This window comes from Streptomyces venezuelae ATCC 10712, assembly GCF_008639165.1.
GTDB lineage: Bacteria > Actinomycetota > Actinomycetes > Streptomycetales > Streptomycetaceae > Streptomyces > Streptomyces venezuelae.
This window is the reverse complement of the sequence record NZ_CP029197.1, coordinates 6,534,786-6,561,105: the sequence shown is the minus strand read 5'-3', so window position 1 is coordinate 6,561,105 and position 26,320 is coordinate 6,534,786. Positions and strand designations below refer to the sequence as shown.

Below are 26,320 nucleotides of genomic sequence, written 5' to 3'. Positions count from 1 at the left end.
CGCGGACTCGGCGACTCGCGGGTCCCGCGCCACGGCATAAGGAAAGGCAAGAGGGTCCAACCACCTCTCGCCACTAACAACTTATACCGCAGAGGGGGGCTTGCGGCAAGGCCCCCGTCGTACCGCAGAATCACTCCCCTCACCCCCAGGACCTGCAGAAATGAGACTCACCTCGTGCGTGTGCTTTCGTCGGTGGACCAGTTGGACGGCACCAGTGCGTTCGACCTTCCCGACCGCCTCTCCGCCAAGACCGACCCGGCGCTGATCGCCGCGGACGAGCGGCACTTCTCGGCCATCGCGAAGAGCCTCGCGGAGACGATCACCGAGCTGTCCGACCGGCTGGACGCCACGCGCAAGGCGCCCGGCGGGGTCGGCCGGGAGGCGATGGACCGCGACGCGGAGATCCACCGCCTGACCGGCAGGCTGCGCACCCTCCGCCGCTTCGGCCTCGACCTGTGCCTCGGGCGCATCGTGACGGCGGACGACGCGGAGCCGGTGTACGTCGGGCGCCTCGGGCTCACCGACAGCACCGGGCGCCGCCTCCTCGTCGACTGGCGCTCCCCCGCGGCCGAGCCGTTCTTCGCGGCCACCCACGCCGACCCGATGGGGCTGACGAGCCGCCGCAGGTACCGCTGGACCGGGGGCCGCGTCAGTGACTACTGGGACGAGGTGTTCACCGCCGACGGTCTCGAGGAGCACGCGGCACTGGACGACCAGTCGGCGTTCATCGCCAGCCTGGGCAGCAGCCGTTCGCCGCAGATGCGCGATGTGCTCGCCACCATCCAGGCCGACCAGGACGCCATCATCCGCGCCGGGTCCCGCGGCACCCTCGTCGTCGACGGCGGACCGGGCACGGGCAAGACCGTCGTCGCCCTGCACCGCTCCGCGCACCTGCTGTACGCGGACCCGCGCCTCGGACACCGGCGGGGCGGGGTCCTCTTCGTCGGCCCGCACCAGCCCTACCTGGCGTACGTCGCCGACGTCCTGCCCAGCCTCGGCGAGGAGGGCGTGCGGACCTGCACCGTGCGGGACCTCGTCGCCGAGGGCGCCGGAGCGGCCGTCGAGCGGGACGCGGAGGTGGCCCGGCTGAAGTCGTCGGCCGACATGGTGCGGGCCATCGAGGCGGCCGTGCGGTTCTACGAGGAGCCGCCGACCCAGCGGATGACGGTGTCGACGGACTGGGCCGACGTGCGGCTGACCGCCGACGACTGGGCCGAGGCGTTCGACGCGCCGGAGGCCGGCACGCCGCACAACGAGGCGCGTGAGCAGATCTGGGAGGAGCTGGGCTCGATCCTCCTGGGCAAGCTCGGCGACGAGGTCCCCGAGGAGGAGTTCCGGCGGGCGCTGCGGCAGGACGAGGAGCTGGCGGGGGCCCTGCACGGGGCGTGGCCGCTCCTGGAGGCGGCCGACCTGGTGGGCGACCTGTGGTCGGTCCCCGCGTACCTGCGCAAGTGCGCGCCGTGGCTGGACCGCGAGGACGTGGCGAAGCTCCAGCGCGCGGACGCGCAGGCCTGGACGGTGTCCGACCTGCCGCTCCTGGACGCGGCGCGGCAGCGGCTCGGCGACCCGGAGGCGGCGCGGCGCAGGCGCCGGCAGCAGGCCACCGTCGCCGCCGAGCGCGCGCGCATGGCCGACGTCATCGCGGACGTGCTCGCGGCGGACGACGACGGCGAGGGCGCGGTGACGATGCTGCGCGGCCAGGACCTCAAGGACACGCTGGTCGACGAGGCGGCGCTGACGGGTGTCGAACCGGACCTGCTCGCCGGGCCGTTCGCGCACATCGTCGTGGACGAGGCGCAGGAGCTGTCGGACGCCGAGTGGCAGATGCTGCTGCTGCGCTGCCCGTCCCGGAGCTTCACCATCGTCGGCGACCGCGCGCAGGCCAGGCACGGCTTCACCGAGTCGTGGGAGGAGCGGCTCGCCCGGGTCGGCCTCGACCGGATCACGGTGGCGTCGCTGAGCATCAACTACCGCACGCCGGAAGAGGTCATGGCGGAGGCCGAGCCGGCGATCCGGGCCGCGCTGCCCGACGCGAACGTGCCGACGTCGGTCCGCAGCAGCGGTGTCCCGGTGCTCCGCGGTCCGGTGGAGGAGCTGGACACGATCGTCGACGAGTGGCTGGCCGCCAACGCCGACGGGACCGCCTGTGTCATCGGCGCGCCCCGGTTCCGGCCGGGGCCGCGGGTGCGGTCGCTGACCCCGTCGCTGTCGAAGGGCCTGGAGTTCGACCTGGTCGTGCTCGTGGACCCGGAGGACTTCGGCGGGGGCATCGAGGGAGCGGTCGACCGCTATGTGGCGATGACCCGCGCGACGAAGCAGCTCGTGATCCTCACCAGCTCCTGAGGGTGGGTGGGGTGCCGCACCGCGCCCGGGGGCCGGGCGTGGTGCGGCATCCGGCGGGGCGGTCTCGGTGCGGCGCCCGGCAGGGCGGGTCTCGGTGCGGCGCCCGGCGGGGCGGGCCCTCCGTGGGGCGAACCGGTGGCGCCCGTGGGCGCGTCATGAACGTTCCTGCGATGAGATGACGTATCGATAGATTCATGACTCAGACACACGAGCGCACCACCGCACCCGTTCTCGGCGACCCGGTCGTTCCCGGTGGGGAGTGCCCTGAGGTCGCGTCCCTTGTCGCGCCGTACCTGCGCATCATCCGGTCCGCGCTTCCCCCCGTCGAGGCGGAACGATTCTTCACGCATGCCCTGGACGCCCACGAGGAGGAGCGGCGCCGGGCGGGCGCCCTCCAGCTCGGCTTCAGCGCGTACCTCTGGGACGGGCTCGGCGAGACCTGGGGCGGCTCCCTCGCGCACGCCTCCGCCTGGGAGGCCATGCAGGCGATCCGTCAGCTGGTCCGCAAGGCGCCGCGCGCGGACCTCGCCGCGTATCTGCGCCTCGGGCTCCGCCACGTCCGCGAGCTGGGCGCGCCGGCCCCGGGCCGGGCTCCGGTGCCGGTGGGCGCCTGACGCCCAGGCCGTCAGCCCTCCGACTGTCGCGTCCAGGGGTCCGGGCCGGGGTCGGTGCCCTCGGCCCGGGCCGCGAGGCGGTCGACGTAGTGCTGCCAGCTCTCGGCGTGGGCCTCGCAGGCCTCGGTGGTGGGCAGCCCGCTGTGGATCATGCGCAGCAGGGTGCCCTCAGCGGTGGGTTCGAGGGTGATCTCGACGGTGCTGGAGCCGGGCGGGACGGGCGGGTCGGTCGCGGGGGCGGACTCCCAGCCCCAGCTGAAGACGACCCGCCGGTGGGGGTCGACGGTGATGAAGCGGCCCGCGGCGACGTTCCCGCCGGTCACCGTGGTGCGGTACGAGCCGCCCGGCTCGAAGGCGAACGAGCCGTCCTCCCCCATCCAGGACAGCCACTTCTCGCGGTCGGTGAGGAAGCCGAAGACCGTCTCGGGGCGGGCGGCGATGCGCCGTTCCAGGGTGACGGTGTCCATGGGGGTCGGGGGGATCGTCATCAGGGCCTCTCGCTTCGTTCGGCCTCTTCGGCGAGCCGGGCCAGGGCGTGGAGGTCGCCGGTCCCCCTGGCCCGGGGGTGGTCGGCGGGCGGGCCGGGGGCGCTTCCCGGTCCGGCCGGTGGAACCGCTTCGTCCCGTCCTTGCGCAGCGTAACCAGACCGGCCTCCCGGAGCACCTCGACCGTGCGGGGGCGGGGGGCGTGCCCCGGCCGTCGGGGCGGGGGTACGCGCGCGTAGCGTGGCCGTGTCGGCTCCGTCTTTCTCTCACCACTGGAGATCCGCCTGTGTCCAGCGCCGCCCCGACCCGTACCGCGGTCGTCGAATCCCTCATGGAGCGCTTCCCGGGAATCCCCCCGGAGGCCGTGTTCAAGGAGGACCTGCTGCGCGGCGGGCTCGCCTTCGACCCGTCCGCGCTGTCCGGGAACGAGGGCGGCGAGGTGAAGCCGAAGTCGTACTTCATCTTCTCCTTCGACCACCGGACGCTGCCGGAGCTCGGGGAGGCGGCGCTGAACCGCCCGCCGGAGGAGATCGTGCTCACGGGCGGGCCGTACGGGCTGCGCCGCACGGTGGTCTCGGTCCGGGTCAACCCCTCGTCCCCGTACCGGGTCGCGCCCGACGACGACGGGGCGCTCGCGCTGTTCCTCGACGGGGTGAAGATCGCGGACGTCGGTCTGCCGCCGATGCCGGAGTACTACCGGCACCCGCTGACGAACGGCAAGTCGGTCATGGAGGTCGCGCCCACCATCCAGTGGGGCTACCTGATCTACCTCACGGTCTTCCGCGTCTGCCAGTACTTCGGCGCCAAGGAGGAGTGCCAGTACTGCGACATCAACCACAACTGGCGCCAGCACAAGGCGGCGGGCCGCCCGTACACCGGTGTGAAGCCGGTCGACGAGGTCCTGGAGGCGCTGGAGATCATCGACCGCCACGACACCGCCCGCACCTCGACCGCGTACACCCTCACCGGCGGGGCGGTCACCTCCCAGGTCGGCGGGAAGGACGAGGCGGACTTCTACGGGCAGTACGCGCGCGCGATCGAGGAGCGTTTCCCCGGCCGCTGGATCGGCAAGGTCGTCGCGCAGGCGCTGCCGAAGGAGGACGTGCGGCGGTTCCACGACTACGGCATCCGGATCTACCACCCGAACTACGAGGTGTGGGACCGGCGGCTGTTCGAGCTGTACTGCCCCGGCAAGGAGCGCTACATCGGCCGGGACGAGTGGCACCGGCGCATCCTGGACTCCGCCGAGGTCTTCGGGCCGCGCAACGTCATCCCGAACTTCGTCGCGGGCGTCGAGATGGCCCGCCCCTCCGGCTTCCTGACCGTGGACGAGGCCATCGCCTCGACCCGGGAGGGCCTGCGCTTCTTCATGTCGCGCGGGATCACGCCCCGCTTCACCACCTGGTGCCCGGAGCCGACGACCCCGCTGGGCCGCGAGAACCCGGACGGGGCGCCCCTGGAGTACCACCTGCGGCTCCTTGAGGCGTACACGGCGACGCTGGAGGAGTACGGCCTGACGGCGCCGCCCGGCTACGGCCCCGCGGGTCCCGGCCGCGCGGTCTTCTCGGTGAGCTCGTTCATGGACGCGCTGCCGCCTGCGCCGGGCGAGTGACGGGGGACGACGCGTGACGCGGGAGAGCCGGTGCCCCTGAGGGGTACCGGCTCTCTCGCGAAGGCGGGTCTGGTGCGGGTCCGTGCGGGTCCGTCCAGGTCCCTGCGGGCCCGGTGCGGGCCCGGTCGGGCGTCAGGCGGCGAGTGCGGGCTCCTCCTCCGCCTCGGCCGCCGGCTCCGGCTTGCTGTCCCGCATCACCAGGGTGGCGAGGACGGCGGCGGCGAGGACACCGGCCGCGCTGATGGTGAACGTGGTGGCCATCGAGGAGGTGAAGGCCTCCTTGGCGGCCTCGATCAGACCGGCGTCGCCCTGGGCGGTGGCCAGCGCCCCGCCGATCGACTGCTTGGCCTGCTCGGGGGCGTCGGCCGGCATCGCGGAGCGGAAGGTGCTGGTGAGCAGCGAGCCGAGGATCGCGATGCCGAGGGCCGTGCCGGCCTGCTGGATGGTGTCGTTCAGGGCGGAGCCGACGCCCGCCTTCTCCGCGGGGATGGTGCTCATCAGGGCGCCGACGGCGGCGGGCATCGCCAGGCCGGCCCCGAGGCCGAGCAGGCCGAGGGCGACGGCCGGGACGGTGAAGCCGGAGTGGGCGTCGACCGTGGTCAGCAGGGCGAAGGAGCCCGCCATGACCAGCATGCCGGCCAGGATCAGGAGGCGGTGGCCGATCTTGGCGGCGAGGCCGGCGCCGGCGCCGTTGCCGATGAGGGCGGCGACGGCGAGCGGGACGAAGGCGAGGCCCGCCTTGACCGGCGAGTAGCCGAGGACGAACTGCAGGTACTGGGTGAGGACCAGGAGCAGGCCGCCGTTGCCGATCTGCACCAGGGTCAGCGAGAGCGAACCGCCGCTGAAGTTGCGGTGCTTGAAGAGGACCAGCGGCACCATCGGCTCGGGGGTGACGTTCTCCCAGATCACGAATCCGGCGAGGGCGACGACCGCGACGGCCAGGGTGACGAGGCCGCGGCCGTCGAAGGCGCCGTGCTGCGGGATCTCGATGATCCACCAGATCAGCGCGGTCATGCCGACGACGGAGAGGATCGCGCCGAGCGGGTCGGGCTTCTGCCACGGGCCCTTGGACTCGGGCATCAGGGTCAGGGCGGCGAGGACGGCGAGGACGACGACCGGGACGTTGATGAAGAAGATCGACTGCCAGGAGAAGTGGTCGATCAGGAAGCCGCCGAGGACCGGGCTGCCGACCAGACCGAGCATCGAGACCGAGCCCCAGGCCGCCATCGCCCGGGGGCGCTCGTCCTCGTCGAAGACGGTGATGAGGATGGAGAGCGTCGAGGGCATGATCAGCGCGCCGCCGATGCCCATGGTGACCCGGGCGGCGATGACCTCGCCGGGGTTGGTGCAGACCGTCGCGGCCAGTGAGGCGGCGCCGAAGAGCAGCAGGCCGATGACCATGATCTTCCGGCGGCCGAAGCGGTCACCGAGGCTTCCCGAGGTGAGCAGGAGTCCCGCGAAGACCAGGATGTAGGAGTCCAGGATCCACTGGATGTCCTGGGCACTGGCTCCGATGTCCGCGGTCATCGACGGGACCGCGACGGTCAGCGCCATGCTGTCGACCACCAGGACCAGGGTGCTGAGGCACAGCACGACCAGGATCCACCAGCGGCGTGGGTTGCGGGCTCCGGTTTCCATGGGACTTCCCCCTGCTTTCGTTCTCGCTCGTTCCTTTGATGCGAACACTGTACGCAGACGCGCACAGTGTTCGCAACCCTTGTTCGCTGTACGCTGGATGCGAACGCCGTACGCAGACCGAGGGCGTAGGCAGACCCGAGGACGTACGCAGACCGAGGACGTACGCAGAGAAGGAGGACCAAGGCCATGGCCGCCAAGGCGAATCCCGTCCCGTCCGTGTGGGCCCGACAGCAGTCCACGCCCGACCAGCCCGCGCTCAGCAGGGCCTCGATCGTCCGCGAGGCGATCGCCATGCTCGACGCCGACGGCATCGAGGCGCTGAGCATGCGCAAGCTCGGCGCCCGCCTGAACGCGGGCGCGACCTCCCTCTATCGCCATGTCGCCACCAAGGACGAGCTGATGGAGCTCGCCGTCGACGAGGTCGCGGCCGAGTTCACCGTCCCGCCGCCGGGCGGCGACTGGCGCGCCGCCGCGACCGAGGCCGCCGTCTCCTTCCGCTCGACCGCGCTCGCCCACCCCTGGGTCTCCGCCGTCCTCGGCCAGGCCGGCCTCGCCTACCTGGGCCCCAACCTCATGGCGTACTCCGAGCGGCTCGCGAGCCTGTTCACCGCCGCCGGCTTCCCCGAGCCGAGCCGGGCGATCGACACCGTGCTGGCGTACGTGATCGGGATGAGCACGACGGAGGCGGCCTGGCTCATCACGGTCACGCGCTCCGGGATGAGCGAGGCCGAGTTCATCACCGGCATGATGCCCGCCGCGCGGCAGGCGGCGGCCGACCACGAGCACCTCGCCGAGGCCTACGCCGACGTGGCGGCCCAGCCGGCGTTCGACCCGGTCGCGATCCGGGACGACAAGTTCTTCTACGGCCTGGACGTCGTCCTCGACGGCCTGGAGATGCGGTTGCCGCGCTGAGCGGCGGGCCGGGTGACGGCGGGGGCGCGGGCCCCGGGCGGCGCGGGCCACAGCCGGGCCGCGCCCGCCGCCCCCGCGAGCGCCACGGCGGCCAGGACCGCCGCCGCGACGGCGGGGCCGGCCGCGGTGACGAGCAGGCCGGCCAGCGGGTACGTGAGCAGCCAGCATGCGTGCGAGAGGGAGAACCGGGCCGCGAAGGCGGCGGGCAGTTCGTCGGTCCGCACGGCGCGGCGCACCACCCGGCCGGCCGGGGTGAGGACCGCCGAGCCCGCGGCGCCGGTGACCAGCCAGAGCAGGAGCAGCCCGGGCCAGGCCCAGGCCCCCGGGCCCGCGGCCAGGCCTGCGGCGAGCAGCGCCGTCGCGCCCGGCAGGACGAGGGCGGCCCGCAACATGACCGTACGGTCGTCGCACCGCTCAAGGACGCGCGGCAGCAGCAGGGCCACGGCCATCGAGCCGGCGCCGTACGCGCCGAGGGCGAGCGGCACGTCCCCGACGGGGCGGCCGAGGACGTCCCGGACCAGGACCACCGTCCCGACCAGGACCACGGCCCCGGCGGCGGCGACGGCCAGGTCGAGCGCGAGCAGCCCCCGCAGGGCCGGGGCACCGAGCAGCAACCGCATCCCGGCGAGAGCTCTGGAATACGGCCGCGGGGCCGGGGCGCGGTTCGCGTCACTCTGGGCGCGGCGCCTTGCCGGTTCGGCGTCCGGTTCGTCGTTCGGTTCGGCGTCCGGTTCGTCGTTCGGTTCGTCGTTCGGTTCGTCGTTCGGTGGCAGGGGCGTGGAGTGGACCAGGAGGGCCGAGATGAGGAAGCCCGCCGCCGTACCGGTGAAGAGCCAGGCGTACGGGACGACGGTCAGCAGGGCGGCGGCCAGTACCGGGCTCGCCAGGCTCTCCAGGTCGTACGCGAGCCGGGCGAGCGACAGGGCCTCGGTGTAGTCGCGCTCCTCGGGCAGCACCCGCGGCACCGTCGCTTGGAAGGCCGGGGTGAACGCCGCCGAGGCCGCCTGGAGCAGCAGGATCAGGACGTACACCTGCCAGATCCGGTCGACGAACGGCAGCGCGAGGACGACCGCGGCCCGTGCCAGGTCCATGGAGACGAGCAGCGTCCGCCGGGGTACGCGGTCGGCGAGGGCGGCGACGACCGGCGCGAGCACCACGTACGTGGCCATCTTGATCGCGAGGGCGGTGCCGAGCACGGCGGCGGCGTTCGCGCCGGCCAGGTCGTACGCGAGGAGGCTCAGGGCGACGGTCGCCAGACCGGTGCCGGTGAGGGCGACGACCTGCGCGCCGAAGAGGCGCCGGTAGGTGGGGTTGCGCAGCACGGACAGCATGAGGACGCCCCCGTCGGCCACGGCGGAGCTCGGGACTGCGTACCTCACCACCGTAGCCGACATGTGCACGAGTGCGCACATGTCGATTCTCCGAGGGCGCTCCGTCGCGCCGGAGACCGCCGCTCAGTCGTGCCAGGGCTCGCCGCTCACCTGGTGGTCCGCGCGGCTGATCGCCTCGACCACCAGGCGCTTCAGATGACCGTCCGGCATCGCGTACACCACCCGGCGGCCGTCCTTGCGGGACTGGACGAGCCCCGCGAGGCGGAGTTTGGCCAGGTGCTGGCTGACGGCGGGGCGGGCGGCCCCGCAGGCCTCCGTCAGGGCGGACACGTCGGCCTCGCCCCGGGTGAGCAGCCACACCAGATGCAGCCGGGTGGGGTCGGAGAGCAGTCCGAAGACCTCCGCCGCCGCCGAGAGTTCGAGCGCTCCGGGCGTCCGTTCGTGCGGACGGGACGCGGCCGCGGCCTCTACGCGCTCAGACATGCGCCCATCGTAGGCAGACCCGCGCGCCGAACCCCTCGGGGCGCCCTCACGCCGCCCGGGACCCGCCTCAGGCGCGCAGCTCCTTGGCCTCGAAGCGGCCGTCTCCCAGCACCAGGACGAACGAGACCTGCTGCCCCTCGGAGAGTGCGCGGTCCTCCCCCTCGATGTCCTCGGCGCTGAACCAGATCTGTTCCTCGGATCCCAGGGGGACGACGAAACCGTACCCGCCGGCGCGGTTGAAGGAATGCACGAACCCTTTGCTCCTGCCGTCCACGGCGGCCCTCCTCGTCGGCTCCGGGCGACGGGGCCGGGCGGGGTGGGGCGCCCGCTCGACCGCGTCCGCGTCTCAGGGGGGTTGTACCCCGTCCGCCCTCCGGCCGCTCGCCGACCGCCCGGGCCGGGGGTGGAGACCACTCCACAAGTCTCGTACAATCTTCAACAGAGGTCCGATGCCGGAGATCCCCCGTGTCCGGCATCGGGCCTCTGCCTGTCCCGCGTCAGCCCCTGCCGCCGGGGTACGCGACCCTCGCCGTGATCCTGGCGATGCGCCGCGCGGACTCCTCGGGCGAGGCCACCGGCTGGACGATGTGGCTGACGGTGAGCCGGACGACCGTCTCGACGGCGAGGCCGCGGGACTCCTCGTCGACATCCGGCCAGGCCTCGATCGCGTATGCGTCGAGCATCGCCATCGCCGTGCCGAAGACCGGCTCCGGGCGGGTGGTGAGATAGGCGAGGAGGTCGTCCTCGCCGCCGCGGGCCGCGAGCAGGACGCTCTTGACGAGCGGGTTGTCCACGGCCTGCTGGAGCGTGTAGCCGACCCCGGCCGCGGCCGCGGCCTCCAACGCGCCGCGGTGGGCGTCGAGTTCGCGCTGGATCCCGAGCAGGAACCCCTCCAGTTCGCGCTGGACCAGGGCGTTGCCGATGGCCTCTTTCGAGCCGAACTCGTTGTAGAGGGTCTGGCGGCTGATGCCGGCGGCCCGCGCGATGGAGGTCATGCGCAGCCCGCCCCATCCGTCGGCGGCGACGAGCTGATAGGCGGCGTCGAGCACCTGCTCGCGCAGCAGGGACCGAACAGTCTCACGAAAACGCGTCATCGTCCCTCAACCCTATCCACCGGCACCGTCGGTCCGGTGACCGGGAACAGCGGCGGTCCAGGAGTCGGACGGCTCGGGGACGGCGTCACGCAGGCGGTCGAGGAGAACCCGGGCCGCGGGGCTCGAAGGGCCGCCGGCCTGCCAGGCGAGCACGATGCGGGCCCGCATCTCGGGCCGCACGATCCGCAGGGTGCGAAGCCGTCCGTCGAGGGGGAACTCCTCCTCACCGGCGGGCAGCACGGCGACGCCCAGGCCCCGCGTGGCAAGCTGCGAGAGCACGTGGGGGGCGGCCGCCTCGAAGGTAACCCGGGGCCGGAACCCCGCCTGCGCACAGCCCCGTTCGAGCGCCGTGCGCACCCCGGTGCCGCGCGGCAGGCAGATCAGGGGGCGATCGCGCAGGGAGGCGAGCGGGACGCTCGTACCGTCGACGCGGTCGAGACGCGGACCTCCGGGCGCGACGGCGGCGACCAGCGGGACGTCGATCACCGTCTGGAAGGCCGCTCCCGGTGGGGGGAGTTCGTCGGCCGTCCCGAGGACGGCGATGTCGAGCTCGCCGGCCAGGAGCGCGGCCTGCATCCGCTCCGTGGCGTCCTCGACGAGTGCCACCTCCACCGAGGGGTGGGCGTCATGGAAGTCCGCGAGCAAGGCGGCGATGCCGAAGGCGTGGCCGGTGGCGCCGGAGACCAGGCCGAGCGTGACCCGGCCGCGCAGCAGCCCCGTATACGCGTCGACCGTCTGCCGCACCGACTCCACCGCGGCCAGTGCGGCGCGGGCGTACGGCAGGACCGCCTCGCCCACCTCGGTCGGCGTCACCGACCGGCCGGAGCGGTCGAGCAAGGGCTGCCCCAGTTCCTTCTCCAGCTGGCGGATCTGGGCGCTGAGGCCGGGCTGGGCCAGGTGCAGCCGTGCGGCGGCTCGGGTGAAGCCGCCCTCCTCGACGACGCAGACGAAGTAGCGCAGCTGACGGAGCTCCATAAGCAGTGATTCTAGAGGGCAGCAGAACTATCTACTGGTGTTATCGATCGGCCGGCCGCAGGCTTGAACACATGGGGAACACGACAGCCAGCAGAGGGAAGAGTGTCGAGCTCAGGGCGGCGATCGCGGCGGAGCGCCGAGAACTGGCCGACGTGCTCGACAGTTTGCGGCCCGAGCAGTGGAACGAGCAGAGCCTGTGCGCGAGATGGCGCGTCCGTGACGTGGCGGCGCACATGTCGATGGGGTTCCGGCTCTCCTTGCCCGCGACGCTCGGCGAGTTGGTCAAGGCGCGCGGGAACCTTCACCGGATGACCGATCGGGTCGCGCGCAGGGATGCCGCCGCCCACTCCACCACGGCGCTCGCCGCCTTCCTGCGGGACAACGCCCACCACCCCTGGACGCCACCGGTCGGTGGACTCGCGGCCGCGCTCGGCCACGACGTGGTGCACGGTCTGGACATCACCGTCGCCCTCGGCCTCGACCGGCGCGTCCCCGAGAGCCGGCTGCGCGTCCTGCTCGACGAGATCCGGCCCAGCGGCCTGAGGTTCTTCGGCGCCGACCTCGACGGAGTACGGCTGTGCGCCGAGGACCTCGACTGGTCGTACGGCTCCGGCTCGCCCGTGTTCGGTGCCGCCCAGGACCTCCTGCTGCTGGCCTACGGCCGCCGACTTCCCGAGGGCAGGCTGCGAGGAGAACCGAGCGACCGTTTCACCCGGCCGGCCGAGGAAGCGTGAACCACCCACGCACCCGCCTCCTCTCCCGGGCTTGTCCGTGCTCCATCCTTTCGACCAATCAACCGCTTCCTGATCGATATTCGATCATTCGACACTTCTTCATTGACTCGCTCATCGGCCCCACCTAGCTTCTGGCGGCACCAGACCTCGAGAAAGGTGTCGCGTCATGACCATGGAGGCATTCCCGGGGCGGCGCGCGGTCGGCGGGCTCGTCGCCGTCGCGCTCGCCCTCGCCGGAAGCGTGGCCCTCAGCACCGCGCCCGCCTCGGCCGCCGGCAGCACCACGTACGTGGACTGCTCACGCCCGGACGCCGGGGACGGCAGCCAGGCCTCGCCGCTGAACAGCGTCGCCCAGGCCAACGGACGGACGTACGCGCCCGGTGACACGCTCGCCTTCGCGTCCGGCACCACCTGCACCGGCGCCCTGGCGCCCAAGGGCAGCGGCACCGCCACCGCCCCGATCACGCTCACCCGGTACGGCACCGGCGCGCTGCCCGTCCTCGACGGCGGCGGCGCCCCGGACGTCGTCTCCCTGACGAATCAGGACCACTGGCGGATCAGCGACCTCAAGCTGACCAACCCCGCCGCCTCCCTCGCCCGCCGTACCGGACTGCGGATCTCCGCGACCGACGGGAAGGCCCACCGCGGTTTCGACATCGGCTCCCTGGTCGTCGACCGGGTCGCCGGCCAGACGAGCAAGAACAGCCCGACCACGGAGGACTTCGTCCAGTCCGCCGGCATCGTCACGGGGGCGAGCGGCACCGACTCGACGCTCCACGACGTCCACGTCCACCACAACGAGATCAGCAACACGGGCGGCGGCGGCCTGAAGATCCGGGTCGGCGCCATGGCGGTCAAGGGCTCGGGGGTCCTGATCGAGCACAACGTCGTCAGGGACGTCGGCGGCGACGGCATCATCGCCAGTTACGCCGACGCGCCCATGATCCAGTACAACAACGCCTCCGGTGTCGGCAACGGCGTCTACCCCTTCTCCGGCGGCAACTTCGCCGGCATCTGGGTGCTCGGCGACCACAATCCGACCATCCAGAAGAACGCGGTGTACGGGATCACCCGGATGTCCGTCGCCGACAGCCAGGCCTTCGACTGCGACTGGGGCAACACCGGCACCTGCACGATCCAGTACAACTTCAGCCGCGACAACATCGGCGGCTTCTTCCTCGACTGCGACGGCTGTGGCACCATCGGCGGCGCCCGGCAGGTCATCCGCTTCAACATCTCCGAGGACGACTGCCGGATGAGCAGCGTCAGCGCGGGCCGGTCCGCCCTGCACATGTACAACAACGTCCTCTACTGCACGGACAAGAAGTTCAGCATCACCCTCCCCGACGAGAGCGTCGTCGAGAACAACATCTGGGTGGGCACCGCCGACTCCCGGCTGCCCACGGCGGCCGGGATCTCCTGGCTCTGGAACGTCTTCCAGGGCGTGCCGAGGCCGACCGCCAACGGCATCGCGGGCGACCCGCGGTTCGTGGCCCCGGGCACGGGCGGCGACTCCCTCGACTCGGCCGACGGGTACAAGCTCCGCGCGACCTCGCCGGGGCTGGCCAACGGCTCCGTGATCAGCGGGAACGGAGGCCGCGACTACTGGGGCAACCCCGTCTCCGCGACCGCCAAGCCGCACCGCGGCGCGTACAACGGCCCCGGGCTCTAGGCCCGGCTCCGGCCGGGCAGGGGGAGGTGCCACGGCGCGCCGTCGTTCCCGAAGGACCCGGTCGGGGGTGGGGCCGGGGGGAGACGGCGGTGCGCCGTGGCACCGGTCGGGGGGACAGGCCTGGTCGGGCCGGGTGAGACCCGGTCGGGCCAGGTGAGATCCGGTCAGGCCCGTTGAGGCCCGGTCGGGTCAGGTCAGGTCAGGTCAGGAGGCGATGCTCGGGTCGGGGTCGAGGGCCGGTGCGCCGTCTCCGAGGACGCCGACCGGGCTCGCGGGGCCGGGCTCGCCGGGGTGGACCGCGCAGGAGAGGGCGGTGGCCTGACGGAGGGTCTCCGTGAGGTTCTGCCAGTCGAGCGCGGGCCGGGTGTCGGAGCGGCCGAGGACGAGGGAGGCGTTCCAGCGCATCCGGGGCACGCCCGGCAGCGGGCGCAGCCCGCCGGCCTCCTGGTGGGAGGCGGCCAGGGCCATCGGGAGCATGGCGCAGCCCAGGCCCGACTGGGTGGCGGCGCGCACGCCCGCCATGGAGCCGAGTTCGTGGATCTCGGGCGGGCTGTCGCAGCGCAGCCGGAGGAATTCGGGGAGCCAGCGCTGGGAGGGGCAGTCGGGGTCGGCGATGACGACCTGGCGGCCGAGGGCGCCGCGCCGCTGGCCGACGCCGGTGACGGGCACGAACTCGACTTCCTGGAGCCGTACTTCCGTCAGGTCGTCGGAGCGTTCGGTGTGCGGGTGGTCGGCTAACTGGACGACCGCGTCGTCGGCGTCCACGGCGTCGACGACGGTGAGGACGAGGGCGCCGTCGATCGCGCCGGACCGGAAGGCGTCGTGGACCTCGGCGGTTCCCATGACGCGCAGGGCGAGCTGGACGCCGGAGAGGAGCCGCCGCCCGATGTGGGTGACGCGGGCGAGCTGCTGTCCGTACGCGAGGGCGGGGACGATCCCGACCGTCAGCCGGGGCGGGTTGGCCGCGGGCCGGCGCAGGGCGGTCTCCATCTCACCGACGAGGGTGAGGATCTGACGGGCGTAGTCCCGCAGGACGGTGCCGGCATGGGTGAGCCGGACGCCGTTCGGGAGCCGCTCGAAGACGGGCTCGCCCACCTGTCTCTCCAGGGCACGCATCTGTGCCGTGACGCTGGACTGCGAGTACCCGAGGCGTCGCGCCGCCTGGGTGAACGACCCTGTCAGGGTCACCTCGCGGAAGGTCCGAAGGGTTCTTGCGTCGATGTCCACGTGAATTCCCCCCTGCCGCGCGCAGGCGGCAGTTCCTCGCACCAGGTGGTTGGTCGGCCACCCGCTTCGATCGCCCCAGTCGGTCTGGCTGTCGCACAAGCCGCAGGGGTGCCGGACGCCCCGTCGCGCCCGGCACCCCTGCTCGGCGCGAAGACTCTACTCGGCGAGGTGGGCCGGGACCAACGGAAAGTCCAAGTCCGGCTGCGCAACGTGATTGAAGTAGTTCGAGAGCACGTTGAGCGCGACGTGGCCGACGATCTCCGCGATCTCGGCGTCGGTGACGCCGGCGGCGCGGGCGTCGGTGAGGGCCTCGTCGGTGACGCGGCCGCCGGTGGCCATGACGGCGCCGGCGAAGCGGAGCACCTGGTCCATGTGCGGGTCACCGGAGTCGGTGCCGTGGCGGGTGTCGAGCAGTTCCTGCTCGCTCAGGCCGACCTTGCCGCCGCGCAGGGTGTGCGCGGAGACGCAGTAGGTGCAGTCGTTGTGCTGCGCGATGTAGAGCGCGAGCTGCTCACGCTGCCGGGCGCTGAAGCTGCCGCCGACCAGGGCCTCGCGCATGGCGAGGTAACCGCGGAGCGCGGCGGGGCCGTTGGCGAGGGCGGCGTAGAGGTTGGGCAGCTTGCCGAGCTGCTTGAGGGTGCCTTCGAGCAGCTCGCGCTGCTCCTCGTTGGCGGTCTCGACGGTCAGTTGGGGCAGGCGGGGCATGGAGCTCTCCTTGAGCCGGACCAAGATGGAACTGATCGGTACCATCAGGACGGTACCGATCGGTTCCGTCTGGCGCAACGGGAGGACGGCACTCCGCTCCCTTCGATCGGGATCACCGATACGGAACCGAGTGGTACCGTCTGGTATGGCCACGAACGCGAAAGAACGGCTCCTCAGCGCGGCGGAGCGTCTGTTCTACGAAGAAGGGATCCGGGCCGTCGGCATCGAGCGGATCCTGTCCGAGTCCGGAGTGGGCCGCGCCTCCTTCTACCGCCATTTCCCCAGCAAGGACGACGTGGTCGTCGAAGTCCTGCGGCGCCGCGACGCCATGTGGCGCGCCTGGCTCGACGGCCGGATCACGGTCAGCGAGCGCTCCCCCGAAGAGCTGCCCCTGGCCCTCTTCGACGGCTTGGCGGAACGATTCGCGGCGGCCTCGTTCCGGGGCTGCGCCTTCATCAACACGATGGTCGAGACGGCCGACCCGGACAGCCCGGCCCACCATGTGGCCGCCGAGCACAAGGAGAAGGTCATCGCGGTCCTGGACCGGCTCCTCACCGAGGGCGGCTACCGCGACCACGAGGCCCTGGCCCGGCAGCTCGCCCTGCTCGGCGACGGGGCCATCGTGACGGCCCTCCGCGAGGGCACGCCGGAGGCGGCGGTCCGGGCCAGGGGCGTCGCGGAGATCCTGCTGAGGACGGCGGAACGGGAAAAGGCCGGGGTCTGACTCCGGGCGGGGCGGAGTCCGGGCGGGGGCGGAGCCCCACCCGGCGAGGGCCCCGGGCGGGGCGGCGGGCTCCGCCCCGTCAGGGTCTCGGCGTGGAGCCCCGCCCCGGGGGGGCTTGACCGGGCCCGGGGCGGAACCCCGCGCGTCAGGGCCTTGGGGTGAGGGCCGCTCGGCGGAGTTTGCCCGAGCGGGTGCGTGGGAGGCTCGCGATCACCTCGACCCCGCGCGGCACGAAGACCGGCGCGAGGCGCTCCGCCGCGAGGGCCAGGAGCTCGGCGCCGATCCGGCCGTGGGCGTCCGGGCCCGGCGCGTCCCGGGCCGGGCCGCGCAGCTCGACGACCGCGTACGGGGCGAGGCCGCCGTCCGGGTCGGGGCACGGCACGACCGCCGCGTCCGCCACCTCCGGATGGGTCCGCAGCACGGCCTCGATCTCCATCGGGGAGACCCGGTGGCCGTGCGACTTGAAGACCTCGTCCATCCGGCCGAGCAGCCGGATCGAGCCGTCCGCGCACCGCTCCCCCCGGTCCCCGGTGCGGTACAGACCGCAGGCGAAGGCCTCCGCGGTGCGCTCGGGCAGACCCGCGTACCCCCGCATCAGACCGGGCGGACGGTCCGTCAGGTCCACGCAGACCTCGCCGGACTCGCCGGTCTCCCCCGTCTCCGGGTCGCGGAGCACGATCCGGTACCCGGGCAGCGGGTGGCCGAGCGGGGCGAGCGGCTCCGGGGTGCCGGGGGCGCGGCCGATGAGGGCGGTGGCCTCCGTCTGACCGTAGCCGTCGCGGACCCGTACCCCCCAGGCGGTCTCGATCCGCTCGACCGTCTCGGCGGTCAGGGGCTCGCCCGCCGCCGTCGCCTCCCGGAGCCGGGGAGCGGCGGCGCCCCCGGTGACGTACGGGAGGAGGGCGCGCCAGGCGCTGGGGGGCGCGCAGAAGCTGGTGACGCGGTGCGCGGCGAGGGCGCCAGGCAGTACGGCGGCGGGGAGACCGCCGTCGGGGGGCGCGAGGACCGTCGCCTCGGCGGCCCACGGGACGAAGAAGCTGGACCAGGAATGCTTGGCCCAGCCGGGCGCGGAGAGGTTGAGGTGCCGGTCGCCGGGGCGCAGTCCGCTCCAGTACAGGCTGGAGAGGTGTCCGACGCCGTACCCGGCGTGGCTGTGTTCGACGAGCTTGGGCAGGGAGGTCGTCCCGGAGGTGAAGTAGCAGAAGGACGGGTCGGCGGCGCGGGTGGGCCCGTCCGGCACGAAACGGGGCCGCCCGGGGCGCCGGGTGTCGGGGTACGGGACCCAGCCGGGCCGGTCCGGTTCCACCGCCATCCGGAGGCCCGGCACGGTCAACCCGTCGAGCAGCTCGACGAGTTCGGGGGCGCTGACCACGTGCCGGATCGCTCCCCTGTCGATCCGGTCGGCCGCTTCGGCGCGGGTCAGGTCCTGGTAGCCGGGGACGACCACCGCGCCGAGCTTGATACAGCCGAGCAGGGTCTCCCACAGCTCGGCCCGGGTGCCGAGCAGGATCAGGACGCGGTCACCCCGCACCACCCCCAGCTCGCGCAGGGCGACGACCAACGCGTCCGAGCGGGCAGCGAGTTCGGCGAAGGAGACCCGGTCGACGACCGGTACGGAGCCGTCCGGTCCCGGGTGGCCGAGGAGTTCGAGGGCCGGCCGGTCATTGCCCTCGGCGATGGCGTCGAACCAGTCGAGGGCCCAGTTGAAGTGCGCGGCGCGCGGCCACCGGAAGGCGGCGTAGGCCGCCTCGCGGTCGCCGCGCAGCCGCAGCAGCAGGTCCCGGGCGGCCCGGTACTCCTCGTGGGCCGTACGGTCCCGGGTCATCGGGCACCACCGGGCGGCCCGTCGGTCCCGGCCGCCGCTCCCGCGACGCCCACTACCCCGCCGCCCCCTCCCCCGGCTCCCGCCGCGCCGGTCAGCGCCGCCGCGATGGCGTCCGCGTCCCGGGTGAAGGAACCCCAGGGGCCGGGGCGTCCGCTGCCGACCTGGGTGAACCAGCGGGTGAACTCGCTGGGGATGCCGAGCACATGGGTGCTGGTGTCCACCGAGCCGTCCGCCCGCACCGGGTGGAACGGGGAGTCGGTGCAGTCGAGCCCGCCGGTGGCGAACTCCTCCGTTCCGTCGCCCGCGTTGGTGAAGGTGCGGATCTCCCCGTCCGTCATCAGACAGCGGATCAGCGGGTCGCGGTCGGCCGCCAGGTCGGTGCCCGGCACCCGGGCGTCCACGACGACGTCCAGCGGCGTCCAGGAGTTCTCCACCTGTGTCGACTCCACCGCGAACCGCCCCTCGACGGGGTCGGCACTGAACCGGGCGCCGGGGCCCACCGGTTCGAGCACCCCGGCCGCCAGCAGCGCGAGGAACTGCTCCGAGCGCAGGGGCGGCGGCCCGGTGGAGACCATGGCCGCGACCGGGCCGAACTCGGCGAGGAACCAGCGGTGCGAGGCCGGGGTGAGACCGCCGAAGTCGACGACCGTGCGGATCGTCTGCCGGACGTCCCGCAGCACGTCGGCGGCCGCCTTCAGCGGGCCGTCGGCGTTGCCCTGCCGGGCCTCGAAAAGGTCGCCGCGCAGCCATTCGGTGAGCACCTTGTGGAACTCGGCCGGGGAGCCGAAGCGGCGGCCGCCGAAGGGGCGGGCGAGCGCGTCGAGTCCGGTGAGCGGCCGGGCGTCGACCCGGTGGCCGGCGGCCAGCCGCTCCAGGACCTTGCAGTCCGGCCGGTCGGCGAGGGCCCGCACGGCGCGCTCGGTGAACTCCTCGGCCGCCTCGGGGCCGTGGACCTGCCGGATGCGGGTGGCGAGGAGGACGAGGTTGACCTCGGCGAGGAGCCAGGGCAGCACCGCGGACTCGAAGTCGAGCGGCGCCGACTCCGCGCGGAGCGCGGCCATCCGCTCGGGGGTGAACAGCCGTGCGCGGTAGCGGTGTTCGGGGCTCTTCTGGTTGACACCGCGGGTCAGCAGCGGCACTCCGGCGCGTGAACCCGCCAGGATGCGGGGCTCCTTGCCGCTGGGCAGGTAGAGCAGGCCCTCGCATCCCTCGGTGAAGGTGCCGCCACGGCCCAGGGTGAGCTCGGTCACGATGTCGTAGAAGGTGAGCCCCATGCCGAGGATGCCCACCCGCGCGCCGGCCGGGATCGAGGCGAGCGGCATCTCGCCGGCCGAGCCGCCCGCGATGTAGCGCAGGGGGCGGGCGGGGGTGCCGTGTTCGGCCGCGAACCGCGTCCAGTCCCGCTGGCCCTCGTCGAGTTCGTTGACGGGGTGACCGGTGGCGAGGACCACCCGGTCGACGGTCAGGACGTCGCCGCGGTCCAGCCGCAGCCGGTGCGGGACGCCGTCCCGGTCGCCCTCGACGCGCGGGCGGTCGGCGCAGATCACCCGGGCGGACACCCGGTGGACGGTGAGGGAAGGAGGCAGTGTCTCCTCGACGCACCGCATGACGTAGGTCAGGTAGCGGCCGTAGACGGCACGCGGCGCGTAGCCGTCGGGCTCGGCGCCCGCCGGGTCGTCCTGCGCCCACCACTCGCCGAGGCTGGGTCCGGCGCCGGGCCGGTGCGGCCCGTCGTCGGCAGGCCCGGAGAACATGGTGACCTCCCGGGCCGGGGTGTTCATCAGGAACCAGGGCGACTGGTCCGTCCGCCAGATCCGCCCGGCCCCCGCCTCGTACGGATCCACCGCGAACGCCTCGACGGGCCGCGCGGGCGGCTTCTCGGCGCAGCGGGCCGCGAGCCGCTCCAGTACGGACAGGCCGCGCGGGCCCATGCCGACGAAGGCGACCCGCAGCGGCTCGGCGGGCGGCGGCGCCGGGGAGTCCCGCGGCGCCGGGTCCGGCGGTGGGTTGCCGGCCGCCGCCTGGTCGTGCTCCCGGGCGACCCGGCCGAGCATGCCGGAGAGCTGGCGCGAGGTCATCGGAATGGTCCTCCTGCTGGTGGTGAGCAACGGCAGCGCGCCGAGGTCCGTCCACTGCAGGCGCCCGTCCGGTGCGACGGTGGACCGGACGGCGCCCCGGTTGTCCGGATGCAGGCAGAACGGCACGTCGAGCAGGCCCCGGTCGAAGGCCTTGAGGAGGGCGACACCGAGGTCGTCGGAGAGCGCGAGGACGGCGGTGACCAGTGCGCGCGCCTCGGCGAGCGTCTCCTCGGTGTCGGCCTCCGCGGCGGCCCTGGCGCCCGGGTGGGTGCCGCGCCGGGGCGCCGTGCGGGCCGCGTCGGCGGCGATCCGCAGGGCGGTCAGGTTCTCCGCGACGGTCGGGATGCGGTGCGCCTCGGTCTCGGTCTTCACGATCAGCCGCTGGGCCCCGCCCCGGACGGCGAGTTCGGCGCTGCGGCGCAGCAGCAGCCGGGCGCCCGGCACGGTCCTCGGGTAGACGCCCATGTACGTGTAGAGCACGATGTGGCGGTCCACCGGGGGCGGCAGGAACTCGTCGGCGAGCAGCCGCAGCGCGGTGAGTGCCCCGGTGTCCTGGGCGGGGTGGGTCTGCTGGGCGTAGCTGAGGGAGACGCTGGTCGCGCCGTTGGCGACGAAGAACAGGCACTCGAGGACGGAGACGGCGACGAGCATCGAGGGCGGGCAGAGCTGGCCGAGGAGGCAGCCGCCGAAGGATTCGAGGTGGGCCCGCCTGCCGTGCGCGCGGCTCTCCTCGGTGAGGAACTGGACGGAGTCGCGCCAGGCGGCGACGGATTCGGCGAGCGGGGTCCGCCCGTAGGGCAGGCAGTACGAGACGGGGCCGCCCTCGGAGGCGGAGAGTCCGGCGGCCGCCATGGTGCGGAAGATGGCCATCGGGTCGGCGGAGCCGTGCCGGACCTGGACGGGGGTGGTGCGACCGGCCGCGGCGGCGACCCGCGCGGTGGTCCGGGGGCCGTGGCTGACCAGCGGGAACCCGTTGAGGGGCTGGCCGGCGCGGAGGGCCGCGGTGGCGGCGGCGTGATCGCCGACGCGGGTGTAGCTGTCGATGGTGAGGGTGGCGACGGTCCGTTCGGGCAGTGCGGCGACGGCGGCGACTCCGCCGGCCATCTCCTCGGGCCCGACCATCCCCATCCGGGGCTGGACGACCAGTTCGCCGGCCTCGGCCGACTCCTGGACGAAGGCGCCGAGATCGCCGGGGGCGAGCGGGGGCGAGGCGGAGGTCGTCAAGCCGCGGCCCGCCCGGTACACGCGCCACCGAGGCCGGCCAGCCGGCGCAGCAGGGCGGTGGGCGGGGTCCCGTCCGCGTACACCTCGTCGTATCCGGCGTCGAGGAGTTCGGCGGTACGGGTCTCGGCGCCCTCCGGGGAGATGCCGAGGAGCCCGCCGATGACCATCGGGACGGTGCGGGTCTTGCGGTCGGCGCGCAGGGCGCGGGCCGCGCGCAGCCCGTCCTGGTGGCCGTGGCCGTTGACGGAGGAGAGGACGACCAGGTCGGGGCTGGTCATCCGGGCGGTGTCGACGAGCAGCTGCTCGGGGACGCAGGGGCCGAGGTTGAGCACGGAGTGGCCGTGCTCCTCCAGGAAGAGCTGGAGGTGGACGAGGTTCCAGGTGTGGGCGTCGGAGGAACCGGTGGTGAGCAGGACCCGGCGGGAGGGCTCGGGACTGCGCAGGGGCTGGGGCCGTGCGGACGGGGTCATGGCGTCTCTCCGGAAGGGTGAAGGTGCGGCTGGTCGCGGGCGCGGCGACGTGGGGCGGGCGCGCCCGGACGGGTGCGGTGCGTGGTGAGTGGCGCGTGGTGCCTGATGGGTGGTGCGTGGCACGTGGTGCAAGGTGCGTAGGGCACGCGGATGCGCGGGGCGACGTGCCGTGCGCGCCCTGAAGTGCGGTGTGCGCGGTGCGGTGCGGTGCGTGGGACGCGGGCGGGTGCGCGTGCGGGTGCCCGGCCACGGCCCGGTCGCGCCCGGTCGCGGGCCGACCGGGGAGACGGGCGCGCGGGCGTGGGCGAGGCCACCGGGCCCTGACGGGCGCGGCGGCCTCGGGGCGGTGCGGGCGGCTCAGGCGGAGGTGGCTCCCGCGCCGACGCCGGTGGTGATCTCGCCGTCCTCCGGGGTGCGGGGGGCGGCGGGGCGGGCGCGGACGGCGAGGACGGTGCAGCCCTCGGCGCTGGACATCTGGTGCCGGGTGCCCGGTTCCTCGACGACGAGGTCGCCGCGGTGGAACCGGCGCCCGTCGCTGTGGTCGAGGGTGCCGTCGAGGACGAGCATCAGCTCGTGGCCGAGGTGCTCGTGGAAGTCTCCGTGCGCGCCGGGCGGGAAGCGCAGCAGCAGGGAGGCGGAGTCCTCGTCCTCGGCCGGGTCGGGTCCCCAGAGCACCACGTACTCGACGCCGACGCGGCCGGGTTCGGCCCAGGGCACCCAGGGCAGGTCGGTCTGGTCGAAGCCGTTGCGGAGCACGTTGCGGAAGACGGTCACGTCAGGCATGGGCGCGGACCTCCGAGTCGGCGTCGCGCTGGGCGACGATGGACGGGATGCCGTCGGGGCCCCAGGGCTGGGGTCCGTTGACGATGGGGGCGCCGATGAGCGAGCCGAACTCGCGCCAGGCGCCGTCGTAGTTGCGGATGTCGGGCAGGCCGAGCAGCTCGCTGAGGACGAACCAGCTGTGCGCGGAGCGCCAGCCGACGCGGCAGTAGACGACGGTCGGGGCGTCGGTGCGCACGCCGGCGTAGGCGGCGGCGAGTTCGACGTCGTCGCGGAAGGTGCCGTCGGGGCGGACGGCGGTGTGCCAGGGGATGTGCTCGGCGGAGAGGGCGTGGCCGCAGCGCACGCCGAGGTCCTCGGGGACGCCGGGCGGGGTGTTGCTCTGCCCGAGGTACTCCTCCAGGGAGCGGACGTCGAGGAGCTGGTGGCGGCCGATGTGGTCGAGCATGTCCTCGCGGCGGGCGCGGATCGTCTCGTCGACGGCGGCCGGTACGGGGTAGTCGACGGGCTCGCGCTCGGGGACCTCGTGGGTGAGGGGCGCGCCGAGCGCCTCCCAGCGGAGCCGGCCGCCGTCGAGGACGCGCAGGTTCCGGTGGCCGTAGAGGGCGAACTGCCAGTATCCGGCGGCGGCCCACCAGTTGTTGTTGCCGCTGAGGAAGACGACGGTGTGGTCGGGCGATATGCCGTGCCGGCCGAGGAGTTCGGCGAAGGCGGCGGGCCCGATGACGTCGCGGCGCACCGGGTCCTGGAGGTCGCCGGTCCAGTCGAGGCGTACGGAGCCGGGGATCCGGCCCAGTCGGCTGCCGCCGTCGGTGATCTCGACGAGGACCGTGTGCGCGTCCCCGGCCGCGGGGTTCCGCAGCTGTTCCATGATCTGCTCGCAGCTGACGAGCAGTCTGTCTCGGTTCACGAGAGCTCCGTTGAGGGTCGGTACGCGGAGGTACGGGCGGACGGTCGGGGGTTCACCACCGGGGTGCGGGGGTCACCACCAGTACGTCGGGTACTTGCCGATCACGCCGAGCCGGGAGGCGATCACGCCCACCAGGACGAGCAGGGCGCTGCCGACCGCGAGCAGGACGAGGAAGCGCAGCGGGTCGGGGTCCTGGAGGACGGCGAGAACGGCGGTGGCGGCGGCGGGCGCGTGGACGGCCCGGAGGAGCAGCATGAGGCCGACGCTGAGTCCGGCGGCGACGGCGGCGACCCAGAGGGAGTGGCCGAAGAGGGCGACGGCGGCGAGTCCGAGGACGCCGGAGCCGACCTGGCCGAGCATCACGCCCCGGGGCTGGGCCGGGGGCAGCACCGGGGTGCTGCAGATGATCATGGCGGTGGCGGCGAGCGGGGCGATCATCAGCAGATGGCCGGTGGCCTCGCCGAGGGCGACCAGGACGACCAGCGACACGACGGTGGCGAGGGTGCCGAGGGCGGCGGGCCGGCCGCCGGGGAAGGGCGGTGCGCCGCCCGCCCAGCGGCTGCGGGCGGGCGGGGTCGCCGTGCCCGCGGGGGTCTGGGTCTGGTTGCTCACGGTGTTCTCTCCTTGGCGCGACGGGCGGGACGGGCGGGCGGGACGGCCGGGCGGGACGGGCAGGGCGGGCGGCGGGCCCGCCGCGCGCCGGACGGACGACGGAAGGGGTGCGGCGCGCGCGGCGGGCGGGTGGGGCCGGGCGGGCGGCGCGCCCCGCGGGGCGCGGTGTCCGCCGCGGGACGGGCCTGCCCGGGTCAGCGGTGGGTGCCGCCGAAGTAGCGCATGGCCTGCCGGTGGACGACCTTGCCGATGCGGTGGCCCATCTCGATGCCGGGCTCGTTGTCGAAGCTCCAGTGCATGCCGCCGTACACCCGGGAGATGCCGGCCTGGTGCGCGGCCTCGCTGAAGGTCGGCCAGGTCAGCACGACGTCGGTGCGCGGGGTGAGGCCGGGCTCGACGGTGGAGGCGCCGGCCTTGAAGCGGTACGAGTCGCCGAAGGAGTCCGAGCCGGTGAAGCGGCGCAGGAACTCGGCGGCGGCGCCGGAGAAGGTGCTGTGCCCGGAGACGGTGGCCGGGAACGGCGGAACGGCCACGTACGCCTGCCAGTCGACGCCGTCCATGGTGACGGTGCCCTGGCCGGGGCCGCCCCAGGAGCGGATCTGCCGGCCGCGCTGGTCGTACGGGATGAGGGTGGAGGGCCGGGCGAAGTCGTAGTCGCGCTTGACCGCCCAGGAGCCGATGGCGGCGTCGCACTCGGCCATGTTGAGGCCGAAGAATATCTGGGCGTCCTCGTCGACGCCGTGCCCGTCGCGGGCGGAGACGTACCGGCCCCACATCTGCTGGGCGCCGGGCGGGGTGACGTCGTCGTTGAGCCAGAACTCGGCGATCGCCTTCTGCTCGTCCGTCAGATTCGCGCTGATGTCGAGGAGTTCCTCGATGGCGGCGGTCATCCGCACCGAGGGGTACGCGGGCGGGGCCGCGACCGTGAACTGGTCGGGGCGGCTCAGCGCGAAGGGCTGCATCACCGCGAACTGCGGGGTGAGGTAGCGCTGCGTCTTGCCGCCGACGATCAGCGGGGTCCAGTGCGCCGGCTCCGTGACCGTGGACGGGTCGAAGGCCCCGGCGATCTGCGGGGCATTGCGCGGCTGGTAGCCGGTGGTGTCGGTGTAGGCGGGGGTGCCGAGCTGGTTGGCGCCGTCGGCGTGCCGGTAGTCGAGGACGGCCTGCGCGGTACGGCGGCCGATCCAGGCGGGGCTGTTGCGGCGCGGGTTCGTCAGCTCCGGGTCGTGGCCGAGGCTGCGCAGCATGTTGTCGATGGCGACCTTGTACTCGGGGAACAGGTCGAGCAGGGCGAGGTGGGCCGCGTAGCTGATGGCCTCGTTCTTGTTGTCGAGGGTGCGCTCGGCGCGGGGGCGGCGCAGGGCGCCGCCGAAGCGGGTGCCGACGGCACAGCGGTCGTAACAGGCCCAGGCGTCGTAGATGGCGTTGTGGACGATCGCGAGGGCGCGGGCGTTCACCGTGGCGGGCCCGAAGCGGTTGCCGGCGGCCTGGTAGCGGCCGAGGATCGCGTCCATCGCGGCCTGGTTCCAGCGGATGACGACGCTGGGGTCGGTGACGGCGCCCGGGCGGCGGCGACCGGTGCGCGTCTCGGCCTCGAAGCTGGTGGGGACGGCCCAGGCCGCCGTGCCGGGCAGCGCGAACGCCCCGGCCGCGGCGGCCGAGGTGGTGAGCACCCGGCGCCGGGTGAGCGGTGTGCGGGCCGCGGCGGTCGTGGAGGTGGCGGGGGCGGCGGGTCGGTGGGACATCCGTGGATTCCTTCGCATGGTGCCGGGAGCGGATGGACGCGGTTCGGGCCCGTGGACCAAACACAAACTCGAACAGTGCTCAGGCTGGCGAGAATTGATCGCGTCCGGCAACGGCCGATCGACTTCT

The 26,320-nt window shown here is 73.7% G+C and carries 23 protein-coding genes; 7 read left to right on the top strand and 16 right to left on the bottom strand.

Annotation, left to right across the window (positions count from 1 at the left end; genetic code table 11):
- Positions 1–174 precede the first annotated feature (174 nt).
- Positions 175–2,343, top strand: coding sequence for an RNA polymerase recycling motor ATPase HelR (gene helR, locus DEJ43_RS30230; RefSeq protein WP_015037210.1), 2,169 nt, complete (start codon positions 175–177; stop codon positions 2,341–2,343).
- Between the two features lie 194 nt (positions 2,344–2,537).
- Positions 2,538–2,957: a hypothetical protein gene (locus tag DEJ43_RS30225; RefSeq protein ID WP_015037209.1), complete on the top strand. Its 420-nt coding sequence runs from the start codon at positions 2,538–2,540 to the stop codon at positions 2,955–2,957.
- Positions 2,958–2,968: 11 nt separating this feature from the next.
- Here DEJ43_RS30225 and DEJ43_RS30220 read toward each other — a convergent pair whose 3' ends face one another.
- Positions 2,969–3,445 carry an SRPBCC family protein gene (locus DEJ43_RS30220; protein WP_015037208.1) on the bottom strand — a complete coding sequence of 159 codons (477 nt, stop codon included), beginning with the start codon at positions 3,443–3,445 and terminating at the stop codon, positions 2,969–2,971.
- 328 nt (positions 3,446–3,773) lie between these two features.
- Between DEJ43_RS30220 and DEJ43_RS30215 the strand changes: the two genes are divergently transcribed.
- Positions 3,774–5,054, top strand: a complete 1,281-nt coding sequence (locus DEJ43_RS30215; protein ID WP_041664366.1) for a radical SAM protein — start codon at positions 3,774–3,776, stop codon at positions 5,052–5,054.
- A 132-nt stretch (positions 5,055–5,186) separates the two neighbouring features.
- On the opposite strand, the gene DEJ43_RS30210 is transcribed toward DEJ43_RS30215, so the two are convergent.
- A complete protein-coding gene (locus tag DEJ43_RS30210; protein ID WP_015037206.1) occupies positions 5,187–6,692 on the bottom strand; it encodes an MFS transporter in 1,506 nt (501 codons plus the stop codon).
- Positions 6,693–6,878: 186 nt separating this feature from the next.
- Between DEJ43_RS30210 and DEJ43_RS30205 the strand changes: the two genes are divergently transcribed.
- Positions 6,879–7,604, top strand: coding sequence for a TetR/AcrR family transcriptional regulator C-terminal domain-containing protein (locus tag DEJ43_RS30205; protein ID WP_015037205.1), 726 nt, complete (start codon positions 6,879–6,881; stop codon positions 7,602–7,604).
- Here DEJ43_RS30205 and DEJ43_RS30200 read toward each other — a convergent pair.
- The 5 genes from DEJ43_RS30200 to DEJ43_RS30180 all read right to left on the bottom strand — a co-directional run bounded on the left by DEJ43_RS30200 (position 7,553) and on the right by DEJ43_RS30180 (position 11,487).
- Positions 7,553–8,935, bottom strand: coding sequence for an MFS transporter (locus DEJ43_RS30200; protein WP_071892513.1), 1,383 nt, complete (start codon positions 8,933–8,935; stop codon positions 7,553–7,555). The two genes, DEJ43_RS30205 and DEJ43_RS30200, sit on opposite strands and share 52 nt — an antisense overlap.
- 123 nt (positions 8,936–9,058) lie before the next feature.
- On the bottom strand, positions 9,059–9,418 hold the full coding sequence (locus tag DEJ43_RS30195) for an ArsR/SmtB family transcription factor (protein ID WP_015037203.1): 360 nt from the start codon (positions 9,416–9,418) through the stop codon (positions 9,059–9,061).
- Positions 9,419–9,485: 67 nt separating this feature from the next.
- Positions 9,486–9,668, bottom strand: coding sequence for a cold-shock protein (locus DEJ43_RS30190; RefSeq protein WP_106433905.1), 183 nt, complete (start codon positions 9,666–9,668; stop codon positions 9,486–9,488).
- Between the two features lie 247 nt (positions 9,669–9,915).
- The gene (locus tag DEJ43_RS30185; RefSeq protein ID WP_015037201.1) at positions 9,916–10,512 is read right to left on the bottom strand and encodes a TetR/AcrR family transcriptional regulator; all 597 of its coding nucleotides are present in this window, start codon (positions 10,510–10,512) and stop codon (positions 9,916–9,918) included.
- A gap of 12 nt (positions 10,513–10,524) precedes the next feature.
- Entirely contained in the window at positions 10,525–11,487 is a 963-nt protein-coding gene (locus DEJ43_RS30180) for a LysR family transcriptional regulator (protein ID WP_015037200.1), read from the bottom strand.
- Between the two features lie 71 nt (positions 11,488–11,558).
- Between DEJ43_RS30180 and DEJ43_RS30175 the strand changes: the two genes are divergently transcribed.
- Positions 11,559–12,221 carry a maleylpyruvate isomerase family mycothiol-dependent enzyme gene (locus tag DEJ43_RS30175; protein WP_015037199.1) on the top strand — a complete coding sequence of 221 codons (663 nt, stop codon included), beginning with the start codon at positions 11,559–11,561 and terminating at the stop codon, positions 12,219–12,221.
- A gap of 166 nt (positions 12,222–12,387) precedes the next feature.
- A complete protein-coding gene (locus tag DEJ43_RS30170) occupies positions 12,388–13,893 on the top strand; it encodes a right-handed parallel beta-helix repeat-containing protein (RefSeq protein ID WP_015037198.1) in 1,506 nt (501 codons plus the stop codon).
- Positions 13,894–14,097: 204 nt separating this feature from the next.
- On the opposite strand, the gene DEJ43_RS30165 is transcribed toward DEJ43_RS30170, so the two are convergent.
- Together DEJ43_RS30165 and DEJ43_RS30160 are read right to left on the bottom strand one after the other, a co-directional pair.
- On the bottom strand, positions 14,098–15,120 hold the full coding sequence (locus tag DEJ43_RS30165) for a LysR family transcriptional regulator (protein ID WP_015037197.1): 1,023 nt from the start codon (positions 15,118–15,120) through the stop codon (positions 14,098–14,100).
- Positions 15,121–15,276: 156 nt separating this feature from the next.
- The gene (locus DEJ43_RS30160; protein WP_041664364.1) at positions 15,277–15,825 is read right to left on the bottom strand and encodes a carboxymuconolactone decarboxylase family protein; all 549 of its coding nucleotides are present in this window, start codon (positions 15,823–15,825) and stop codon (positions 15,277–15,279) included.
- Positions 15,826–15,970: 145 nt separating this feature from the next.
- Between DEJ43_RS30160 and DEJ43_RS30155 the strand changes: the two genes are divergently transcribed.
- Positions 15,971–16,549: a TetR/AcrR family transcriptional regulator gene (locus DEJ43_RS30155; protein WP_015037195.1), complete on the top strand. Its 579-nt coding sequence runs from the start codon at positions 15,971–15,973 to the stop codon at positions 16,547–16,549.
- A 145-nt stretch (positions 16,550–16,694) separates the two neighbouring features.
- Here the strand turns inward: DEJ43_RS30155 and DEJ43_RS30150 are convergent, their stop codons facing one another.
- The 7 genes from DEJ43_RS30150 to DEJ43_RS30120 form a co-directional block, all read right to left on the bottom strand.
- Entirely contained in the window at positions 16,695–18,374 is a 1,680-nt protein-coding gene (locus DEJ43_RS30150; RefSeq protein WP_015037194.1) for an acetate--CoA ligase, read from the bottom strand.
- A complete protein-coding gene (locus DEJ43_RS30145) occupies positions 18,371–21,676 on the bottom strand; it encodes an FAD/NAD(P)-binding protein (RefSeq protein WP_015037193.1) in 3,306 nt (1,101 codons plus the stop codon). Before DEJ43_RS30145 ends, DEJ43_RS30150 begins: the two co-directional genes overlap by 4 nt.
- Positions 21,673–22,146 carry a cobalamin B12-binding domain-containing protein gene (locus tag DEJ43_RS30140; protein ID WP_015037192.1) on the bottom strand — a complete coding sequence of 158 codons (474 nt, stop codon included), beginning with the start codon at positions 22,144–22,146 and terminating at the stop codon, positions 21,673–21,675. Before DEJ43_RS30140 ends, DEJ43_RS30145 begins: the two co-directional genes overlap by 4 nt.
- Before the next feature lie 357 nt (positions 22,147–22,503).
- The gene (locus DEJ43_RS30135) at positions 22,504–22,929 is read right to left on the bottom strand and encodes a cupin domain-containing protein (protein ID WP_015037191.1); all 426 of its coding nucleotides are present in this window, start codon (positions 22,927–22,929) and stop codon (positions 22,504–22,506) included.
- Positions 22,922–23,836 (bottom strand): sulfurtransferase, encoded by a 915-nt coding sequence (locus DEJ43_RS30130; RefSeq protein WP_015037190.1) that lies wholly within the window; start codon positions 23,834–23,836, stop codon positions 22,922–22,924. The genes DEJ43_RS30135 and DEJ43_RS30130 overlap by 8 nt, the downstream gene beginning before the upstream one ends.
- Positions 23,837–23,908: 72 nt before the next feature.
- Complete coding sequence (locus DEJ43_RS30125; RefSeq protein WP_015037189.1) at positions 23,909–24,448, bottom strand: HPP family protein; 540 nt, start codon at positions 24,446–24,448, stop codon at positions 23,909–23,911.
- A gap of 194 nt (positions 24,449–24,642) precedes the next feature.
- Positions 24,643–26,193 (bottom strand): vanadium-dependent haloperoxidase, encoded by a 1,551-nt coding sequence (locus DEJ43_RS30120; RefSeq protein WP_015037188.1) that lies wholly within the window; start codon positions 26,191–26,193, stop codon positions 24,643–24,645.
- Positions 26,194–26,320: the final 127 nt, after the last annotated feature.

Excerpts from the sequence above, each read along its gene's own strand:
- DEJ43_RS30225 (WP_015037209.1), top strand. The coding sequence starts at position 2,538 with ATGACTCAGACACACGAGCGCACCACCGCACCCGTTCTCGGCGACCCG.
- DEJ43_RS30220 (WP_015037208.1), bottom strand. The coding sequence starts at position 3,445 with ATGACGATCCCCCCGACCCCCATGGACACCGTCACCCTGGAACGGCGC.
- DEJ43_RS30215 (WP_041664366.1), top strand. The coding sequence starts at position 3,774 with ATGGAGCGCTTCCCGGGAATCCCCCCGGAGGCCGTGTTCAAGGAGGAC.
- DEJ43_RS30210 (WP_015037206.1), bottom strand. The coding sequence starts at position 6,692 with ATGGAAACCGGAGCCCGCAACCCACGCCGCTGGTGGATCCTGGTCGTG.
- DEJ43_RS30205 (WP_015037205.1), top strand. The coding sequence starts at position 6,879 with ATGGCCGCCAAGGCGAATCCCGTCCCGTCCGTGTGGGCCCGACAGCAG.
- DEJ43_RS30200 (WP_071892513.1), bottom strand. The coding sequence starts at position 8,935 with ATGCTGTCCGTGCTGCGCAACCCCACCTACCGGCGCCTCTTCGGCGCG.
- DEJ43_RS30195 (WP_015037203.1), bottom strand. The coding sequence starts at position 9,418 with ATGTCTGAGCGCGTAGAGGCCGCGGCCGCGTCCCGTCCGCACGAACGG.
- DEJ43_RS30185 (WP_015037201.1), bottom strand. The coding sequence starts at position 10,512 with ATGACGCGTTTTCGTGAGACTGTTCGGTCCCTGCTGCGCGAGCAGGTG.
- DEJ43_RS30180 (WP_015037200.1), bottom strand. The coding sequence starts at position 11,487 with ATGGAGCTCCGTCAGCTGCGCTACTTCGTCTGCGTCGTCGAGGAGGGC.
- DEJ43_RS30175 (WP_015037199.1), top strand. The coding sequence starts at position 11,559 with ATGGGGAACACGACAGCCAGCAGAGGGAAGAGTGTCGAGCTCAGGGCG.
- DEJ43_RS30170 (WP_015037198.1), top strand. The coding sequence starts at position 12,388 with ATGACCATGGAGGCATTCCCGGGGCGGCGCGCGGTCGGCGGGCTCGTC.
- DEJ43_RS30160 (WP_041664364.1), bottom strand. The coding sequence starts at position 15,825 with ATGCCCCGCCTGCCCCAACTGACCGTCGAGACCGCCAACGAGGAGCAG.
- DEJ43_RS30155 (WP_015037195.1), top strand. The coding sequence starts at position 15,971 with ATGGCCACGAACGCGAAAGAACGGCTCCTCAGCGCGGCGGAGCGTCTG.
- DEJ43_RS30150 (WP_015037194.1), bottom strand. The coding sequence starts at position 18,374 with ATGACCCGGGACCGTACGGCCCACGAGGAGTACCGGGCCGCCCGGGAC.
- DEJ43_RS30140 (WP_015037192.1), bottom strand. The coding sequence starts at position 22,146 with ATGACCCCGTCCGCACGGCCCCAGCCCCTGCGCAGTCCCGAGCCCTCC.
- DEJ43_RS30135 (WP_015037191.1), bottom strand. The coding sequence starts at position 22,929 with ATGCCTGACGTGACCGTCTTCCGCAACGTGCTCCGCAACGGCTTCGAC.
- DEJ43_RS30120 (WP_015037188.1), bottom strand. The coding sequence starts at position 26,193 with ATGTCCCACCGACCCGCCGCCCCCGCCACCTCCACGACCGCCGCGGCC.